Genomic DNA, 16,057 nt, shown 5'->3' with positions numbered 1-16,057 from the left:
CCCGCTCCAGCATCTGCCCCTCGTTGGGGCGGACGCAGATCTGCCGTTGATTGACGCACCCGGCGCCGGTCAACGCTCGCTCTTTCCGGGAGGTTGATGTGATTTCCTTCATTGGCGGTCGCCTCGTGTCGCTCTTGCTGACGACGCTGGTCGCCTCAGTCATCGTCTTTCTGCTGATGCAGGTGCTGCCCGGCGACCCCGCCGTGCTGATGCTCGGCATGAATGCCGACGCAGATGCGATCGCGGCGCTGCACCGGCAGCTCGGCCTCGATCAGCCGATCTGGATCCGCTACCTCCACTGGATCGGCGGCTTCGTCGTCGGCGATTTCGGCATGAGCCTCACCTATTCGGTGCCGATCCGGGAGCTGCTTGGCCCGCGCATCCTGGTGACGCTGCCGCTGGCGCTGCTCTCCATGGCAATCTCGGTCGCCGTCGCCATCGCCATCGGCGTCTATGCCGCCGCCAACCGCGGCAAGGCCGGCGACACCGTCGTCATGGGCATCGCCCAGGTGGGCGTCGCCATCCCGAACTTCTGGCTGGCGCTTCTCTTCATCCTGCTCTTCGCGCTGAAGCTCGCCTGGTTCCCGGCCTCCGGCTTTGCCGGCTGGGAAGGTGGCATCTGGAACGGCCTGCATTCGCTCATCCTGCCGGCGCTCGCACTCGGGCTGCCACTTGCGGCCATTCTCGGACGCGTCACGCGCTCGGCCGTCATCGAGACGCTCGGCGAGGATTTCATCCGCACCGCGCGCGCCAAGGGGCTTAGCCGTTCGGGCGCTCTCTGGAAGCATGCGGTGCCCAATGCGCTCATTCCGGTCGTCACCATTATCGGCCTGCAATTTTCCTTCCTGCTTGCCGGCACGATCATCATCGAAAATGTCTTCAACCTGCCGGGTATCGGCCGCCTCGTCTTCCAGGCGATCGCGCAGCGCGATCTCGTGACGGTGCAGACGCTGGTGACCCTGCTTGCCGCCTCCGTCATCACCATCAATTTCCTCGTCGATCTGGTCTACGGTTACCTCGATCCGCGCCTGTCGAGGGGAGGCCACTGATGACCGCTCCTGCAACCGCCGCGCAACCCAGCCTCATCTCCAAGCTTATCGGCAGCCGAAATCTGACGATCGGGGCCACCGTCACCGTCATCCTCGTGGCGATGGCGCTCGTCTCCTATGTCTGGACGCCCTATTCGCCGACGGCGATGAACTTCCGCGACAAGCTGCAGGGGCCGAGCCTTGCCCATTGGTTCGGCACCGACAACTTCGGCCGCGACATCCTGTCGATGATCATGGTCGGCGCCCGCAACTCGATCAGCGTCTCGATTGTCGCGGTGCTCGTCGGTGCCGGCATCGGCGTGCCGCTTGGCGCTTGGGCGGCTGCTCGCGGCGGTTTTGTCGATGGTCTCGTCATGCGCATGAGCGACCTCGCCTTCGCCTTCCCGGCGCTTCTGACCGCTGTCATCATCACCGCGATCTTCGGTCCGGGCGCTACCAACGCGATGATCGCGATCGGCATCTTCAACATACCCGTCTTTGCCCGCGTCACCCGCGGTGCCTCGATGGGCCTCTGGAAACGCGAATATGTGCAGGCCGCGCGCTGCGCTGGCCGCGGCGACGTCGCGATCACGTTTCTGCACATCCTGCCCAACATCAACCACGTGCTGCTCGTTCAGGTGACGATCCAGTTCGCCTTAGCGATCGTTGCCGAAGCCGGCCTTTCCTATGTCGGCCTCGGCACGCAGCCGCCGATGCCGAGCTGGGGCAAGATGCTGAACGACGCCCAGACCTTCATCTATCAGGCGCCCTGGCTCGCGATCTTCCCGGGACTGGCGATCACCTTCGCCGTGCTCGGCCTCAACCTGCTCGGCGATGGCCTGCGCGACATTCTCGACCCGCGCGTGAGGCGGCAACGATGACCAAACCCTTGCTTCACATGGCCGGCATGTCGGTCGAACTCACCGCGGGCAAAAGCACGGTCGATATCGTCTGCGACATCGATCTCGAACTCAACCGCGGCGAACGGCTTGGGATCGTCGGTGAGTCCGGCAGCGGCAAGTCGATGACAGCCCTTGCCGTCATGGGCCTGCTTCCGCGGCGCATGCGGGTGCGCGGCGAACTTTCCTTCGACGGCCGCAATCTCGCGGGCTTGGACGAAGCCGACTATTGCGGCTATCGCGGCCGGCGCATGGCGATGATCTTCCAGGAGCCGATGACGGCGCTCAATCCGGTCAAATCGATCGGCGCGCAGATCGCCGAGGGACGGCGGCTGCATCTCGGCGAAACGAAAGCCGATGCGGAGAAGAAAGCGCGTGCGCTGCTCGACCGCGTCGGCCTGCCGGCGCCGCGCTTCGACCTCGATCTCTACCCGCACCAGCTCTCCGGCGGCCAGCGCCAGCGCGTGATGATCGCCATGGCGATCGCCTGCGAACCGGATCTGCTGATTGCAGACGAGCCCACGACGGCGCTCGACGTTACGGTGCAGGCGCAGATCCTTGATCTGCTCGACGAGCTGATCGAAGACACCGGCACAGCGCTGATGCTGATCACCCACGATCTCGGCGTCGTCTCCGAGATGACCGACCGCATCGCGGTCATGTATGCCGGCCGCATCATCGAAACCGGGCGCACGGACGATGTCTTTGCGCGCATGGCGCATCCCTATGCCCGCGGCCTTTTCGCCGCGTCGCCGCATGGCGCAGCCCTTGACTCCCGCCATCAAGGCGGTGGGCGCCCGCGGCTGAATGCCATCCCCGGTATCGTTCCGGATCCCTTTGGCCGTCCATCCCACTGCTCCTTTGCGGACCGCTGTTCCTTCGCTGAGGCCGACTGCCGTCAGGCGATCCCGGCACTCGACCTGATCAATACCGATGGAAATGTGCAGCATCGCGCCGCCTGCTTTCATCCGCGCGAAAGGATGGTGGCACCATGAGCGAGGTGATCCTCAAGACCACCGATCTGGTGCGCGAATACGACCTGCCGCGCCCGTCGATCTTCTCGAAACAGAGCCGCCTGCGCGTGCTCCATGGTGTCAGCGTCGCACTCGCCGCCGGCCAGAGCCTCGGCATCGTCGGCGAAAGCGGCTCCGGCAAGTCGACCCTGGCCCGCGCCGTGATGGGGCTGGAGCGGCCGCAATCGGGCCAGGTGTCGATCGCCGGCAAGGATATCTACGCGCTCGATCGCGCCGGACTGCGAGAGGCGCGCAAGGGGTTTCAGGCGATCTTCCAGGATCCCTACGGCTCGCTCGATCCGCGCCACACGGTTCGGACGATCATCTCCGAGCCGATCGTTTCGCTGGAGCGTGGAACGGGCACCACGGAGCGCAACCGGCGCATCGCCGAGGTGCTGGAGGCCGTCGGCCTACCCTTGGCGTCGGCCGACAAGTATCCGCACGAATTCTCCGGCGGCCAGCGCCAGCGCATCGCCATCGCCCGCGCGCTGATCACCCGGCCGGCCCTGATCGTCGCTGACGAGCCAGTGTCTGCACTCGACGTCTCGATCCAGGCGCAGGTTTTGAACCTGATGATGGACCTGCAGGAAAGGCTCGGCCTTTCCTATCTGTTCATCAGCCACGATCTCGGCGTCGTGCGCGCCATCACCGACCGGGTTGCCGTCATGCATCTCGGCCGCATCGTCGAGGAAGGACCGACGGCCGAGGTCTTCGACAACCCGCGCCATCCCTATACTCAGGCGCTGGTCGCTGCCGTGCCGAAACCGTTTTCCGGACGGCGCAAGCGGGTGCGTTCCGCTGGGCCGCCGCAAACGCCCGTCCATACCGCAACGACCGCAGCCGGCTGCGCCTATGCTGCCGTCTGTCCCCGCAGGCAGGAGATCTGTCTGACCCGAACGCCTGAGGCCAAGCCGGTGACGCCGGCCTGGTCCGCCCGCTGCCATTTTGCCTAGGAAGTGCCCCATGTCCGAACTCGCCGATCTCTCCGCCGTCGATCTCGTCGACGCCTACCGCTCGAAGAAGCTTTCCCCCGTCGAGGTCACCGAAGCGGTGATTGCCCGCATCGACGCTTCCGAGCCAAAGCTGAACGCGCTTTGGGCCTATGACCCGGCCGAGGCGCGCAAGGCCGCCAAGGCATCGGAAGAGCGCTGGGCAAAGGGTGAACCTCTGGGCGCAATCGACGGCGTGCCGGTGACGATCAAGGAAAACATCGCAACCAAGGGCACCGCAGTGCCGCTCGGCTGTGCTGCCGTGTCGCTGACGCCTGCAGCCGCCGACGCGCCGCCGGCAGCCCGCACCCGCGAGGCGGGCGGCATCCTTCTCGCCAAGACCACCATGCCGGACTACGGCATGCTGTCTTCCGGCCTTTCCAGCTTCCACAAGCTGGCCCGCAACCCCTGGGACCTCTCAGCCAATCCGGGCGGCTCGAGCGCCGGTGCGGGTGCTGCTTCGGCCGCCGGTTATGGTCCGCTTCACATCGGCACGGATATCGGCGGCTCGGTCCGGCTGCCGGCCGGCTGGTGCGGCATTGTCGGGCTCAAGCCTTCGGCCGGCCGCGTGCCGATCAACCCGCCCTTTATCGGCCGCGTTGCCGGCCCGATGACCCGGACGGTCGTCGACACGGCACTCTACATGTCGGTGCTGTCGCAGCCAGACGCCCGGGACACGATGTCCTTGCCCTATGCCGATCTCCCCTGGCTCGATCTTGATCGTGATCTGAAGGGTCTGAAGATCGGCCTCTGGCTCGACGCCGGCTTCGGCCAGTCGGTCACGCAAGAAACGGAACAGGCGGTCAAGAAGGCGGCACAGCTCTTTGCCGATGCCGGCGCGATCATCGAGCCGATCGGCCCCTTCCTGACGCGCGAAATGATCGACGGTCTCGACCGCTTCTGGCGGGCGCGCGGCTGGGAAGACGTGTCGCGCCTCTCGCCGGAAAAACAGGCGCAGATCCTGCCCTATATCTTCGACTGGATCAAAACGGCCGAGAATTTCTCCGGCCGCGAGGTCTATACCGGCTTCGCCCAGATCGACGCCATGCGCAACGCGCTGCATGCGGCACTTTCCGGCTATGATTTCATCCTGTCGCCGACGGCCCCGACGGCCTCCTATCCGGCCGAATGGGCCTCGCCGGTCAACGACCCGCAGAAACCGTTCGAACACATCGCCTTCACAGTCGCCGTCAACATGGGCGGCCAGCCGGCAATCTCGCTCAACTGCGGCTACACCTCGGGCGGCCTGCCGATCGGCCTGCAGATCATCGGCCAGCAGTTCGACGACATCGGCGTGCTGCGCCTCGCGCGTGCCTTCGAGACAATGCGCCCTCAGCAGCGCCCATGGCCAAAGGTCGCATGATGAGCAACACCATGCGTTACACCATCGAAAGCGGCGATCTCGAAAACATCGTTTCCCGCCTGCTCGAAATCGTTCGCCGGCTCGGCGTCAGCGTCTCGAAACTCGCGATCGAGGTAGACGGCGGCAACGCCAATCTTGAAATCGCCCTCGCTCCGGCTTCGCAGGCTGTCGCCAACACGCTGCGAGAGCGCATCGGACAGATCGAAGGCGCGAAGGCAGCGGTCTAGCCCGCATCATTATCAACGCGGCCGTGCCGCTTTACACCGACTGAAAACCACAGGAGTGCCGACAATGGCCCGCAAACTTTTCATCCTCCCCGGCGACGGCATCGGCCCGGAAGCCATGGCGGAAGTCCGCAAAATCATCGCCTACATGAATGCCGAGCTTGGTGCCGGCTTCGTGACGGACGAGGGCCTGGTTGGCGGTTCGGCCTATGACGCCCACGGTCAGGCGATCTCGGAAGAGGACATGAAGAAGGCGCTTGCCGCCGATGCGGTGCTGTTCGGCGCCGTCGGCGGTCCGAAGTGGGATGCGGTGCCCTACGAGGTGCGCCCGGAAGCCGGTCTGCTGCGCCTGCGCAAGGATCTCGAGCTCTTCGCCAACCTGCGCCCGGCGATCTGCTACCCGGCGCTTTCCGCCGCCTCGTCGCTGAAGCCCGAACTGGTCGAAGGCCTCGACATCCTGATCGTGCGCGAGCTGACCGGTGGCGTCTATTTCGGCGAACCGAAGGAGATCATCGATCTCGGCAACGGCCAGAAGCGCGGCATCGACACCCAGGTCTACGACACCTACGAGATCGAGCGCATCGCCGGCGTCGCCTTCGAGCTGGCCCGCACCCGCAACAACCGCGTCTGCTCGATGGAAAAGCGCAACGTCATGAAGTCGGGCGTGTTGTGGAACCAGGTGGTGACCGAGACGCACAAGGCGAAATACTCCGACGTCCAGCTCGAGCACATGCTGGCGGACGCCGGCGGCATGCAGCTGGTGCGCCAGCCCAAGCAGTTCGACGTCATCGTCACCGACAACCTGTTCGGCGACATGCTGTCGGACGTGGCGGCGATGCTCACCGGCTCGCTCGGCATGCTGCCCTCGGCCTCGCTCGGCGCGCCGGATGGTGTCAGCGGCAAGCGCAAGGCGCTCTATGAGCCGGTGCACGGCTCGGCACCCGACATTGCCGGCAAGGGCATCGCCAACCCGATCGCGATGATCGCCTCGTTCGCCATGTGCCTGCGCTATTCCTTCAACCTGGTGAAGGAAGCCGACAATCTGGAGAAGGCGATCGCCACCGTGCTCGACCAGGGCATCCGCACCGGCGACATCATGGCCGAAGGGGCGAAGAAGGTCGGCACCACCGAGATGGGCGACGCCATCCTTGCCGAGTTCAAGGCGCTGTCGGCGTAAGCGACAACCCATCCTGAACGGCGTCACGCCGACGCCCACAAGCCTACGAAAACCAACACCTCCGGAGCGCATCCGGAGGTGTTTTGCGTTTCACGGCCTTGCGAGAATGCGGCGTCTCAGATCGTGATGCCGCCGTCTATGTTGATTGCCTGGCCGGTAATGAAGGCCGCCTCGTCGGAGGCGAGGAAGGCGCAGATGGCGGCGACTTCTTCGACCGTGCCGAACCGGCCGGCCGGCTGGCGGCTGATGAAGGACCGGTAGGCCTCATCCCGGCTTCCAAGCTTTTCGCCAAGTTCGCCGATGCGCTCTTCCAAGGAGGGTGACGCGACAGTGCCGGGGCAGACCGAATTGCAGCGAATGCCCTGAGAAACGTAGTCAGCTGCCACCGCCTTGGTCAGGCCTATGACGCCACCCTTGGCGGCGCCATAAGCGGCACGCCGCGGGAAACCCTTGATCGAGGAGGCAACCGATCCGATGGTGATGATGCTGCCGCCATTGGCCTTCATCTTCGGGATTGCGCCGGCAATGACGTTGTAAGCGCTGTCGAGCGTAATGTTCACCGAGCGCCGCCAATCGGCGGGCGAGCATTCCTCGATCGTGCCCTGATGCACGTAGCCGACCGCGTGCACGAGGATATCGACCCGGGCGAAGGCGTCGAAATAGGCACCGACCGCCACATGATCCGTCGCATCAAGCCGCGTCGTTGTAACCCCTTCGAGTGTGGCGAGCAGCTCGGCATTGATGTCGCTGGCGTGGACCTCGGCGCCTTCAGCCATCAGTCGTTCGGCGACCGCGCGGCCGATGCCTTGGCCGGCAGCCGTGACCACGGCAATGCGCCCGGTCAAACGTCCCGTCTTTTCCTTCATGGTGAGACCCTTCTGCATGTCTAGAGGGATTGAACGACCTGACGCTGGCGGCCGAGTCCATCGATACCGAGTTCGACCACGTCACCGGGCCCAAGATAGCGCGGCGGCTTCTTGCCCATGCCGACGCCGGGGGGCGTGCCGGTGCAGATGAGATCGCCGGGCTCCAGCACGCAGAACTCGCTCATGTAGGAGACGATGGTCGCGACGTCGAAGATCATGCGCGCGGTCGTACCCGCCTGCATGCGCTCGCCGTTGACGTCGAGCCACATCGACAGGGCCTGCGGGTCCGGAACCTCGTCTTTCGTCACAAGCCAGGGGCCCGTCGGGCAGAAATTCGGGAAGCTCTTGCCCTTCACCCACTGCCCGCCACGCTCCATCTGCCAGGCACGTTCGGAGACATCGTCGACGATCGTGTAGCCGAGGACATGGTCCATAGCCTCGGCGCGCGATACGTTGAGCGCCCGCTTGCCGATGACGATGCCGAGCTCGACCTCCCAGTCCAGCTTCGACATTTTCTCGGTGTGGAGAAGCGGTGCGTTCGGGCCGCAATAGGTGCCGGCCGCCTTGTTGAAGAGGATCGGTTCGGACGGCACTGGCAGTCCCGCCTCTTCCGCATGGTCGGAGTAGTTGAGGCCGACGCACCAGATTGTACCGGGCCTTGCGACCGGCGGCAGGATGTCCGCATCGACCACCGGCATCACAGGGAGCGCCGCGAAATCGGCGCCGGAGAGCACTGCCAAGACACCAGGCAAAGTCTCCGCCGTGAAGTCCTGGACGAGCGAAGACACGTCCCGCGCCTTGCCCTCGCCATCGAGGATGCAGGGCACGGCAGAGCCGTCGACGGTGAGACGCAACAATTTCATTCTCTTGGCCTTTCAGTTGGATATGTCTCAGCGAGCGACCATTCAGCCGATCGGAGCGGCTTCGACGGAAAGCCGATAGCGGGTGGTGAAGGTCTGATCGGGTTCGAAGGCAATCGCCGTTGCAACGCCGGATCCCGCGATGGGGCTGTCGCCCGTGGAGACAGCCGGTCCGAGATCGAAGGCGGATGCGATCGGCTCGACGCCGAGCGCCACGTGCCGCCCATTCCAGGGGTAGGCCTTGCGACCGCGGTTGCTGTACCAGAGCAGCAAGCTTGGGAAATGCTCGTTCTGCCAAGTGAGCCGCGCGCGAAAACCCTCGTCGCGATAGTGGAGCGCGAGGCTGCCGTCGATGCCCGAGAGCTGCAGCAGGTCCTCGGTCTCCTCGACAAGCGGCACCTGCGACGCATCGAGCATGACACCTTTGCGCGTCTCGACCTTGCCGAGCGATAACCATTGCCGATCGGGCGAGAACAGAGCCGCGCCCGGTTCGACATCGCCGGGAAAACTCCAGACGCGATCATGGGCGCCGGGTTCGATCGTGACCGAACCGGGACGGCTCGGCAGTCGGAACGTCGGATGCAGGCCGATCGGCAGGCGGCACGGACGCCGGGCCTCGATTTCCAGGGTGATGTCGATGGAGGGCGCATTTGGATCCGGCACGATCTGCCGCCGCAACAGTCGGATCGGATGGTTCTCCGGATAATGGCATTCCATCGCTATCTGGCGGTCGTCGCAGGCACCCCACGCCCAATGGACATTGGAGCTATGGCCATGCGGCACGCCGGCGCCGTCGAAACTCTCACCGTCTACGGACCAGCCTGCAGGAAGCGTGCGGCTGGCGTCGCTGCCGAAAGGCACACACGGCCACTCGCCACGCAATTCCTTCAGGATTTCCGGCAGCGTCTCGCGCTCGGGATCGTTGCCCCAAGGCGCAACTTGCAAGGGGCTGACTTGCCGCCCGTCCGGAAGCAGGAACAGCACCGGGCCGAGCATGCCGCCGAGCGACTGCACCGAGAGGCAGCCATGCGCCCAGGCGAGCGCGCGCCGTGTGGTCTCCGCGCTCACTTTGTAGCCGCCCCGAACCGGTTTTCCGGCATGCCGGCGACCGTGACGCGCATGGCATAGAGGCTGCCGGCGAGACGCTCGGCTGGCCCCGCACCGGCCGTGGTGATGTAAAGCGTCTTCAGGTCGGCGCCACCGAAAGTGCAGGTGGTGATGTTGGTGATCGGCATATCGATCGTCTCGGCAAGGCTGCCATCCGGCGCAACACGGGCGATGCAGCCACCGCCATAACGGCAGTTCCAGAGGAACCCCTCGCTGTCGATCGCCGAGCCGTCGGGCGCGCCGCGATCGAAACCGGTGAAGAAGGGTCGTTCGCCGGAAATCGAGCCGTCCACGGCATGATAGTCGAAGGCGTAAATCTCGTTTGCCAGCGTATCGCCGAAGTAGAAGGTGCTTCGATCCGGGCTCCAGCAGAGCGTGTTGGAAATGCCGAGGCCATGCCGCCATTCGGTGACGGTGCCATCGGGTGCGATCCGGTAGAGGATGCCCTCGCCCGGGGCAACGTCGCCAAGCTGGCCATCCGGAAGCACGTTGTTCTTCATCGAGCCGACCCAGAAGTTTCCGAGGGGATCGGCGCGACCGTCATTCAGCCGAACACGCGGTGAACCGGGCAGGACGAAGCCGTGATCCTGCCGCCGGTCGGTTTCGGGCCACCACCATATGAGCTTCGAGCCGAGAGCGATGAGCAGACGCCCATCTTCACGGGTCAGCGAGATCGCCACCACCGGCTCGTCGAAGAGCCACGTCCTGACCGCGCACGTCGCCTCGTCATAGCGGTGGATCAGAAAGCGGTTGATGTCGGTCCAGTAGAGCGCCGCCTCTTCCGCCGACCAGACGGCGCCCTCGCCGCAGCGGTCGCCGACGGGCGCGACACAGACGAGCTCACGGGCCATCTCCGCCTCCTATTCCGCTGCGATGCTTGTCGGGATCGAACGCGCGGGGCCGAGCGCCTCGGCATTCTGCACAAGCGCCTTCATGTAGCCGAGCGCAAAGGCCTTGCCCGCATGCCAGGAGGCGCCGCAGGTCATGGCCGGCGTATGGTCGGGGATCATCACACCCTGGTAGTTTTCGTCGCGCAGGATGCGGATGATTTCGGCCATGTCGATATCGCCCTCGTCGACGAAGGTCTCGACATAACGCGGCATCTTTCCGCGTACGTTGCGGAAGTGGATGTAGCCGATGCGGCCGGAGCGGGCGAAACGACGAACGTGCTCGTAGATATCCCCTCCCGGCATTTCCTGCAGCGAGCCGAGGCAGAGTTCGAGCCCGTTCGAGGGCGAGTCGACGATCGCCATCAGCCGGTCGTACTTCTCCGGACGGTTGACGAGCCGCGCGGTGCCACGCAGTTCCTCGGCTGGCGGATCGTCCGGGTGAGCGCCGAGCACCACGCCCGCCTCCTCGGCGACCGGCACGACCTCCTTCAGGAAGTGGCTGAGGCGGTCCCAGAGCTCCGCCGAGCTGACGGAAACGGAGGCAGCGCCGGCGACGCCACGACGATAGCGCATGTTCCAGACCATGCCGTCTGGAATCGGCGCATCCGGGCTTGGCGCGATGCTGTTTTCGACGCCGAAGCCGACGGATTCCGCACCGCCGCGGGCATAGGGGCCGCGGGTCCAGCCATAGACGCCGGCAAGCGAGAAATTGTAGCCGATGCAGGGAATGCCGGCGCGACCGGCGTCGCGAATGAGCTGCTTCAGCCCCTCGATCTGCTGCGCCCGCTCTGGCCCGTCGAGCAACACGTCATGCCAGAAGCGCGGCGAGAAGTTCTCGATCGCCGCCACTTCCAGCCCACCGGCCCGCACGTCCTTCACCAGCGCCGACAGCTCTTCGTAAGTCCAGAGCCGGTCACCGGAGCAATCACCCCAGCCGCCCTGGTCGCCACTTTCGATCTTCGGATCCTTGCCGGCGAAATAGTTGGTGAGATGCGCGACGACGTGGGTCGCGCCCGCCTGCAAGGCAAACTGAAAGTTATCCGGGGTGAGTTGCTCCCGGTAGAGCCCAAGGCCGATTTTCATCTTGTCGTTTCCTATCCGATTATTTGACGCCGATGCCGGCGGTGAGGCCGCCGTCGATGCGGAAGTCCGAGCCGGTGACGAAGGCGGCGCGATCCGAGGCGAGATAAGCGACCAGCTCGGCCACCTCCTCCGGCTCGCCGATGCGGCCGATCGGGTGTGCCGCGCCGAAGCGGGCAAAGGCTTCCGCCTCGCTGACGCCCTCGCCCCCATAGGTGCGGGCTGCAAGCGATAGCAGCGGCGTGCGCACCGAGCCTGGGCTGACCGAATTGACCCGGACCTTCGCCGCCGCATGATCGAGCGCCATGGCGCGGGTCAGCGCATGGATCGCGCCCTTGGAAGCGACATAGGCGGCGACGTTCTGCTGGCAGGCATGACCCTGCACCGAGGAGATGTTGACGATCGCGCCGCCGCCGCGCTTCATCATTTCCGGAATGCCGAAGCGGCCGGTGAGATAAATCGAGCCGACATTGACCGACAGGCAGCGCGCAAAGGTCTCGGCGCTGGTGTCGAGCACGGTGCCATAGGGGTGAACGGCGGCGGCATTGACGATGATGTCGAGGCCGCCGTGGCGCAGCACCGCCTCGCGCACGGCCGCCTCGACCTCTGCTTCCACGGCAACGTCCGTCAGTCGGGTCGACATCGGCAAGTCGCGCTCTTTGGCTATGCGGTCGAAGATTTCGTTGGTGGCGACGTCGTTGCCACAAGCAAGCACGGTCGCGCCTGACGAGGCGAGCCGGATCGCCGAGGCAAGCCCGATCCCGGACGTGCCGGTGACCAGCGCGATCTTTCCCTTGAATTCAGTCATGATTGTCTCCGCGATGGATCGCGATGATCCGGGCCGGCGTCGACCCGAGATCATAAGCGTGATCGTTGGTCATAAGGGGGAGCGGGATGCGGACACCCCGCGCCGGTCTCAGCGCACCCGTTCCAGAACCTGGTTCAGGAGCACGGCGCCGAGGATGATCCCGCCGCGCACGACGTATTGCCAATATTCGCTGACATTCATCAGCGTCATGCCGTTGGAGATGCATCCAAGGAAGAGCACCCCGATCAGCGTGCCCCAGATCCGGCCCTTGCCGCCGAAGAGCGAGGTACCGCCGATGATGACGGCCGCGATCACGTCGAGTTCCATGCCGGTCGCCGTCGTCCCGGTGCCGGCCCCGATCTGCGAGGCGATCAGCGTGCCGGAGACGGCGGTTAGCGCGCCGGTCAGGCCCAATGTCAGCGCCTTCACCTTCCAGATGTCGATGCCGGAGAGACGTGCCGCCTCCATGTTGCCGCCGACCGCGTAAACCTCACGGCCGAAGCTTGTGTACTTCATCAGGAAGTGCATCGCCGCGAAGGTCAGCGCAAAGATATAGACCGGGAACGGAATGCCGAAGAGATAACCGCCGCCGAGGAAATCGAAACCGAGCGGGAAGGACGACATCGGGAAGCCGCCGGTGATCAAATTGGCGACACCGCGGAGTGCCGCGAAAAGCGCCAGGGTGGTGATGAAGGTCGGCACGTTGAACCACTGCCGGAAACGGCCGGTGAGATAGCCGAGCGAGAAGCCGAGCAGAAGTGCCACCGCAAAACCGACGGTGACCGCGCCCCAGTCACCGAACGTGTCGGTGAAACGGTCGGCGAACCAGGCAACGATGCAGCCGGCGAGCGCGGCACCGGCGCCGACCGAGAGATCGATCTCCCCGCTGATGATAACCGCCGTCATGCCGAAGGCGATGATGCCGAGCATCGAGACGGTGCGCAGCACGTTCAAGACGTTGCTGGTGGAGGCGAAGCCCGGTGCGACGAAGATCAGGAAAATCACCAATGCGGCGAGAATGATCTCCATCGGGTAGGTTTTCAGAAACTTGAGCGGCGTGTTCTGTCCGCCTGTTTCCGTGGTCTGGCTCACGAGTGTCATTGCTTGGCCCCTTCCATGCACAGGCCGTAGAGTTCGGTCAGGTCGGTTTTCGTCGGATCCACTTCGGCGACGACGGCGCCGTGATGCATGACGAGGATGCGGTCGGCGACTTCCAGCACCTCCTCGAGCTCGGTCGAGACAAAGAGGCTGGCAAGGCCATCGGCGGCCTGTTGCCAGATGATGTCGAAGATCTGGCGCTTGGCCTGGACGTCGACGCCGCGGCTCGGCTCATCGAAGAACATCACCGACGGCTGCCGGTTCAACCATTTGCCGATCACCACCTTCTGCTGGTTGCCGCCCGACAGCGACGACACGGGCAGTTCCGGATCGCCGCACTTGATGTGCAGATCGGCGATCTGGCGGCGCACGTGCGGCTGTTCGCGGCGGCGCGAAATGAAGCCTCTGTTGGAGATCGGGCCGAGGCTCGCCATGCAGAGATTGTCGGCGGTCGAAAGCGACTGCACGAGGCCGACCTCCTTGCGATTTTCCGGCGTGTAGCCGAGTCCCGCCTTGCGCATGTCGCGTGGGCTGGCACCGGTCATATCGCGACTGTTGAACGTCACTGAACCGCTGTCGATCCGGTCGGCGCCGAAGATCGCCCTCATCAGTTCGGTGCGCCCGGCGCCGAGCAGGCCGGCGATTCCGAGGATTTCGCCCGGATAGAGATCGAAAGAAACATTCTGAAAATGCCCGGAGCGGCTGAGATCCCGCACCTCGAGCACCGGCCGGGTGCGATCGAGCGTGCGCCGCGGCGGCCGCGTTGCGCGGGCGGCATCGCCGAACATCATGCCGACGATCGCCGAAGGCGTCGTCGCCTTCATCTCGACCGCGCCGATGTAATGGCCGTCGCGGATCACCGTGCAGGTATCGGCAATCTCGAAAAGCTCGCTCATCCGATGGGTGATGTAGATCATCGTCACGCCGCGGGCGCGCAGCCGTTCGATCAGTGCGAAGAGCTGCTTGACCTCGCGCGACGCCAGCGCCGAGGTCGGTTCGTCCAAGAGCAGGATCGACGGGTTGAAGGACATCGCCTTGACGATTTCCACCACCTGCTGCTGGCCGACGCTCAGCGCCGAAACCGGCTGGCGGGAATCGATCGCAAGCCCCATGTCGGCAAGCAATTCGCCGGCGCGCTTGTGCAGGCCCGCCCAGTCGACGACGCTGAAACCGGCGCGACGCCGATGCGGCAGCCGGCCGAGAAAGATGTTCTCGCCGACAGAAAGCTCCGGCACCAGCGAGAGCTCCTGGTGCACGGTGACGATGCCGGCGGCAAAGGCATCATGCGGCGAGGTGAAATGGCGATCCTCGCCATTGACACTGATCGTGCCCGATGTCGGCTCGGTGACGCCGGCAAGCAGCTTGACGAGCGTTGATTTGCCCGAGCCGTTCTTGCCCATCAGGGCATGCACCTGGCCGGGGGCGAAGCTGTGGGTGAATTCGGAGAGGGCGACAGTCGGACCGTAACGCTTGGTCACGGCCCGAAAGTCCAGCCGTCCCTGCACCCCTTGCAACGCGGCTGAACTCGGTTGCGGATAGCTCATGCGGATTTCCTGCTGTGCAAGACGAGGGAGTGGCGGGCGCGATGTCCCGCCGCTCGGCTGACGTCAAAACCCAATCACTTCAGCGCCTTCAGGCCTTCCTTGTAGGCCGCGACCGCCTGCGTATCGGCGCGCGTCAGAGGCAGCACCGGCACGTTGACCTTGGTCTCGATCTTCTTGCCGTCGAGCAGGTTCTGTGCCGCTTCGATCGCCTGCTTGCCGACCTCGAGCGGCTGCTGCGCCGTCGTTGCCTGCAGTACGTTGTCGGAATTCAGCAACATGTTGGCGAGCTGCTCGGAACCGTCGGTGCCGAAGACGAAGACCTTGCCTTCGAGGCCTGCCTTTTTCACGGCCTGGACCGCACCGATCGTGCCGCCCTCGTTGGCAGCGTAGATCACCTGGATATCGGGATTGGCCGTCAGCATGTCGCTTGCGACCGCGAGCGCCTTTTCGGCAAGCCAGGCATCCTGCTGGGCGACGATATCGACCTGGTCCTTGACGACGCTTAAGAACCCGTCGACGCGGGCGTTCGACTGTTCAGGCAGCAGTGCCTTGAAGGCGAGCGTGCCGATCTTGACCTTGCCACCATTGCCGAGGGTCTTCAGGAAGTCGGTTGCGGCGTTGCCTGTGCCGATGCCGATATCGCGGTCCGAGCTCGTCACCGTCGCCTGGGCGACGTCGCCATTGGCCGAAGTGCCGTAGGTGACGACCGTGATGCCAGCATCACGCGCCTTCTTCAGCGCCGGCACCGAGGCATCGGCCGAAAGCGGCGCCACGACGATCGAGTTCACGCCGCGAGCGATGTAGGTGTCGATGAGCTGCGCTTCCTTCTCCAGCTTGCTGTCGCTGTTGCCGGCGAGAAGCTCGTCGCCGGCGGCTTCCGCAGCCTTCTCCATGCCGATCTGGATGCCGCGGAAATACTGGTCCTGCTGGAAGACGATGCCAGCGATCGCCTTGCCGCCAGCAAAGGCTGCGCCCGGCGCAAAGCTGACGGTGGCAAGAAGTGCGGCAAGCGCCAGACGTTTCATGTTGCTCATATTGGTTCTCCTCCCAAGTGCCCTGTTCGTGCCGCCGGACCAACGGGCGAAAATCCGGCAAATGGCTGCCCGCACCG

At 64.8% G+C, this 16,057-nt stretch carries 16 protein-coding genes; 7 read left to right on the top strand and 9 right to left on the bottom strand.

Annotation, left to right across the window (positions count from 1 at the left end; translation table 11 throughout):
• The first annotated feature begins 98 nt into the window (after positions 1–98).
• From IB279_RS15130 to leuB, 7 genes are all read left to right on the top strand, one after another.
• A complete protein-coding gene (locus IB279_RS15130; protein ID WP_034801757.1) occupies positions 99–1,049 on the top strand; it encodes an ABC transporter permease in 951 nt (316 codons plus the stop codon).
• Positions 1,049–1,909 (top strand): ABC transporter permease, encoded by an 861-nt coding sequence (locus IB279_RS15125; RefSeq protein WP_060584597.1) that lies wholly within the window; start codon positions 1,049–1,051, stop codon positions 1,907–1,909. The genes IB279_RS15130 and IB279_RS15125 overlap by 1 nt, the downstream gene beginning before the upstream one ends.
• Complete coding sequence (locus IB279_RS15120) at positions 1,906–2,922, top strand: ABC transporter ATP-binding protein (protein ID WP_113080354.1); 1,017 nt, start codon at positions 1,906–1,908, stop codon at positions 2,920–2,922. The genes IB279_RS15125 and IB279_RS15120 overlap by 4 nt, the downstream gene beginning before the upstream one ends.
• Positions 2,919–3,893, top strand: coding sequence for an ABC transporter ATP-binding protein (locus tag IB279_RS15115; RefSeq protein ID WP_082566572.1), 975 nt, complete (start codon positions 2,919–2,921; stop codon positions 3,891–3,893). Before IB279_RS15120 ends, IB279_RS15115 begins: the two co-directional genes overlap by 4 nt.
• A 10-nt stretch (positions 3,894–3,903) precedes the next feature.
• Positions 3,904–5,292 carry an amidase gene (locus IB279_RS15110; RefSeq protein ID WP_060521842.1) on the top strand — a complete coding sequence of 463 codons (1,389 nt, stop codon included), beginning with the start codon at positions 3,904–3,906 and terminating at the stop codon, positions 5,290–5,292.
• Positions 5,293–5,303: 11 nt separating this feature from the next.
• Positions 5,304–5,519, top strand: coding sequence for a hypothetical protein (locus IB279_RS15105; protein WP_162741117.1), 216 nt, complete (start codon positions 5,304–5,306; stop codon positions 5,517–5,519).
• Between the two features lie 64 nt (positions 5,520–5,583).
• Complete coding sequence (leuB, locus tag IB279_RS15100) at positions 5,584–6,693, top strand: 3-isopropylmalate dehydrogenase (protein ID WP_192339325.1); 1,110 nt, start codon at positions 5,584–5,586, stop codon at positions 6,691–6,693.
• Between the two features lie 116 nt (positions 6,694–6,809).
• On the opposite strand, the gene IB279_RS15095 is transcribed toward leuB, so the two are convergent.
• From IB279_RS15095 to IB279_RS15055, 9 genes are all read right to left on the bottom strand, one after another.
• The gene (locus IB279_RS15095) at positions 6,810–7,559 is read right to left on the bottom strand and encodes an SDR family oxidoreductase (RefSeq protein WP_060517845.1); all 750 of its coding nucleotides are present in this window, start codon (positions 7,557–7,559) and stop codon (positions 6,810–6,812) included.
• 20 nt (positions 7,560–7,579) lie between these two features.
• On the bottom strand, positions 7,580–8,422 hold the full coding sequence (locus tag IB279_RS15090) for a fumarylacetoacetate hydrolase family protein (RefSeq protein WP_060517844.1): 843 nt from the start codon (positions 8,420–8,422) through the stop codon (positions 7,580–7,582).
• A gap of 42 nt (positions 8,423–8,464) precedes the next feature.
• Positions 8,465–9,487 carry a hypothetical protein gene (locus IB279_RS15085; RefSeq protein ID WP_034787909.1) on the bottom strand — a complete coding sequence of 341 codons (1,023 nt, stop codon included), beginning with the start codon at positions 9,485–9,487 and terminating at the stop codon, positions 8,465–8,467.
• Positions 9,484–10,377 carry an SMP-30/gluconolactonase/LRE family protein gene (locus IB279_RS15080; protein WP_060517842.1) on the bottom strand — a complete coding sequence of 298 codons (894 nt, stop codon included), beginning with the start codon at positions 10,375–10,377 and terminating at the stop codon, positions 9,484–9,486. The genes IB279_RS15085 and IB279_RS15080 overlap by 4 nt, the downstream gene beginning before the upstream one ends.
• Positions 10,378–10,386: 9 nt before the next feature.
• Positions 10,387–11,499, bottom strand: coding sequence for a mannonate dehydratase (locus tag IB279_RS15075; protein WP_192339324.1), 1,113 nt, complete (start codon positions 11,497–11,499; stop codon positions 10,387–10,389).
• Positions 11,500–11,518: 19 nt separating this feature from the next.
• A complete protein-coding gene (locus tag IB279_RS15070; RefSeq protein ID WP_034787900.1) occupies positions 11,519–12,304 on the bottom strand; it encodes an SDR family NAD(P)-dependent oxidoreductase in 786 nt (261 codons plus the stop codon).
• 108 nt (positions 12,305–12,412) lie between these two features.
• Complete coding sequence (locus IB279_RS15065; protein ID WP_034787896.1) at positions 12,413–13,405, bottom strand: ABC transporter permease; 993 nt, start codon at positions 13,403–13,405, stop codon at positions 12,413–12,415.
• Positions 13,402–14,946, bottom strand: coding sequence for a sugar ABC transporter ATP-binding protein (locus IB279_RS15060; RefSeq protein ID WP_082566297.1), 1,545 nt, complete (start codon positions 14,944–14,946; stop codon positions 13,402–13,404). The genes IB279_RS15065 and IB279_RS15060 overlap by 4 nt, the downstream gene beginning before the upstream one ends.
• A gap of 74 nt (positions 14,947–15,020) precedes the next feature.
• Positions 15,021–15,980 (bottom strand): substrate-binding domain-containing protein, encoded by a 960-nt coding sequence (locus tag IB279_RS15055; RefSeq protein WP_051659114.1) that lies wholly within the window; start codon positions 15,978–15,980, stop codon positions 15,021–15,023.
• Positions 15,981–16,057 lie beyond the last annotated feature (77 nt).

Origin of the sequence: Ensifer sp. ENS06, assembly GCF_014852205.1 — a bacterium.
In the GTDB taxonomy this organism is placed as follows: domain Bacteria; phylum Pseudomonadota; class Alphaproteobacteria; order Rhizobiales; family Rhizobiaceae; genus Ensifer; species Ensifer adhaerens.
Note: the sequence above shows the minus strand (reverse complement) of the source record. Positions and strands in the feature narration are given on the sequence as shown.

Bases quoted from the DNA above. Each gene is read 5' to 3' on its own strand.
- IB279_RS15125 (WP_060584597.1), top strand. From the start codon at position 1,049: ATGACCGCTCCTGCAACCGCCGCGCAACCCAGCCTCATCTCCAAGCTT.
- IB279_RS15120 (WP_113080354.1), top strand. From the start codon at position 1,906: ATGACCAAACCCTTGCTTCACATGGCCGGCATGTCGGTCGAACTCACC.
- IB279_RS15115 (WP_082566572.1), top strand. From the start codon at position 2,919: ATGAGCGAGGTGATCCTCAAGACCACCGATCTGGTGCGCGAATACGAC.
- IB279_RS15110 (WP_060521842.1), top strand. From the start codon at position 3,904: ATGTCCGAACTCGCCGATCTCTCCGCCGTCGATCTCGTCGACGCCTAC.
- IB279_RS15105 (WP_162741117.1), top strand. From the start codon at position 5,304: ATGCGTTACACCATCGAAAGCGGCGATCTCGAAAACATCGTTTCCCGC.
- leuB (WP_192339325.1), top strand. From the start codon at position 5,584: ATGGCCCGCAAACTTTTCATCCTCCCCGGCGACGGCATCGGCCCGGAA.
- IB279_RS15095 (WP_060517845.1), bottom strand. From the start codon at position 7,559: ATGAAGGAAAAGACGGGACGTTTGACCGGGCGCATTGCCGTGGTCACG.
- IB279_RS15090 (WP_060517844.1), bottom strand. From the start codon at position 8,422: ATGAAATTGTTGCGTCTCACCGTCGACGGCTCTGCCGTGCCCTGCATC.
- IB279_RS15080 (WP_060517842.1), bottom strand. From the start codon at position 10,377: ATGGCCCGTGAGCTCGTCTGTGTCGCGCCCGTCGGCGACCGCTGCGGC.
- IB279_RS15075 (WP_192339324.1), bottom strand. From the start codon at position 11,499: ATGAAAATCGGCCTTGGGCTCTACCGGGAGCAACTCACCCCGGATAAC.
- IB279_RS15070 (WP_034787900.1), bottom strand. From the start codon at position 12,304: ATGACTGAATTCAAGGGAAAGATCGCGCTGGTCACCGGCACGTCCGGG.
- IB279_RS15065 (WP_034787896.1), bottom strand. From the start codon at position 13,405: ATGACACTCGTGAGCCAGACCACGGAAACAGGCGGACAGAACACGCCG.
- IB279_RS15060 (WP_082566297.1), bottom strand. From the start codon at position 14,946: ATGAGCTATCCGCAACCGAGTTCAGCCGCGTTGCAAGGGGTGCAGGGA.
- IB279_RS15055 (WP_051659114.1), bottom strand. From the start codon at position 15,980: ATGAGCAACATGAAACGTCTGGCGCTTGCCGCACTTCTTGCCACCGTC.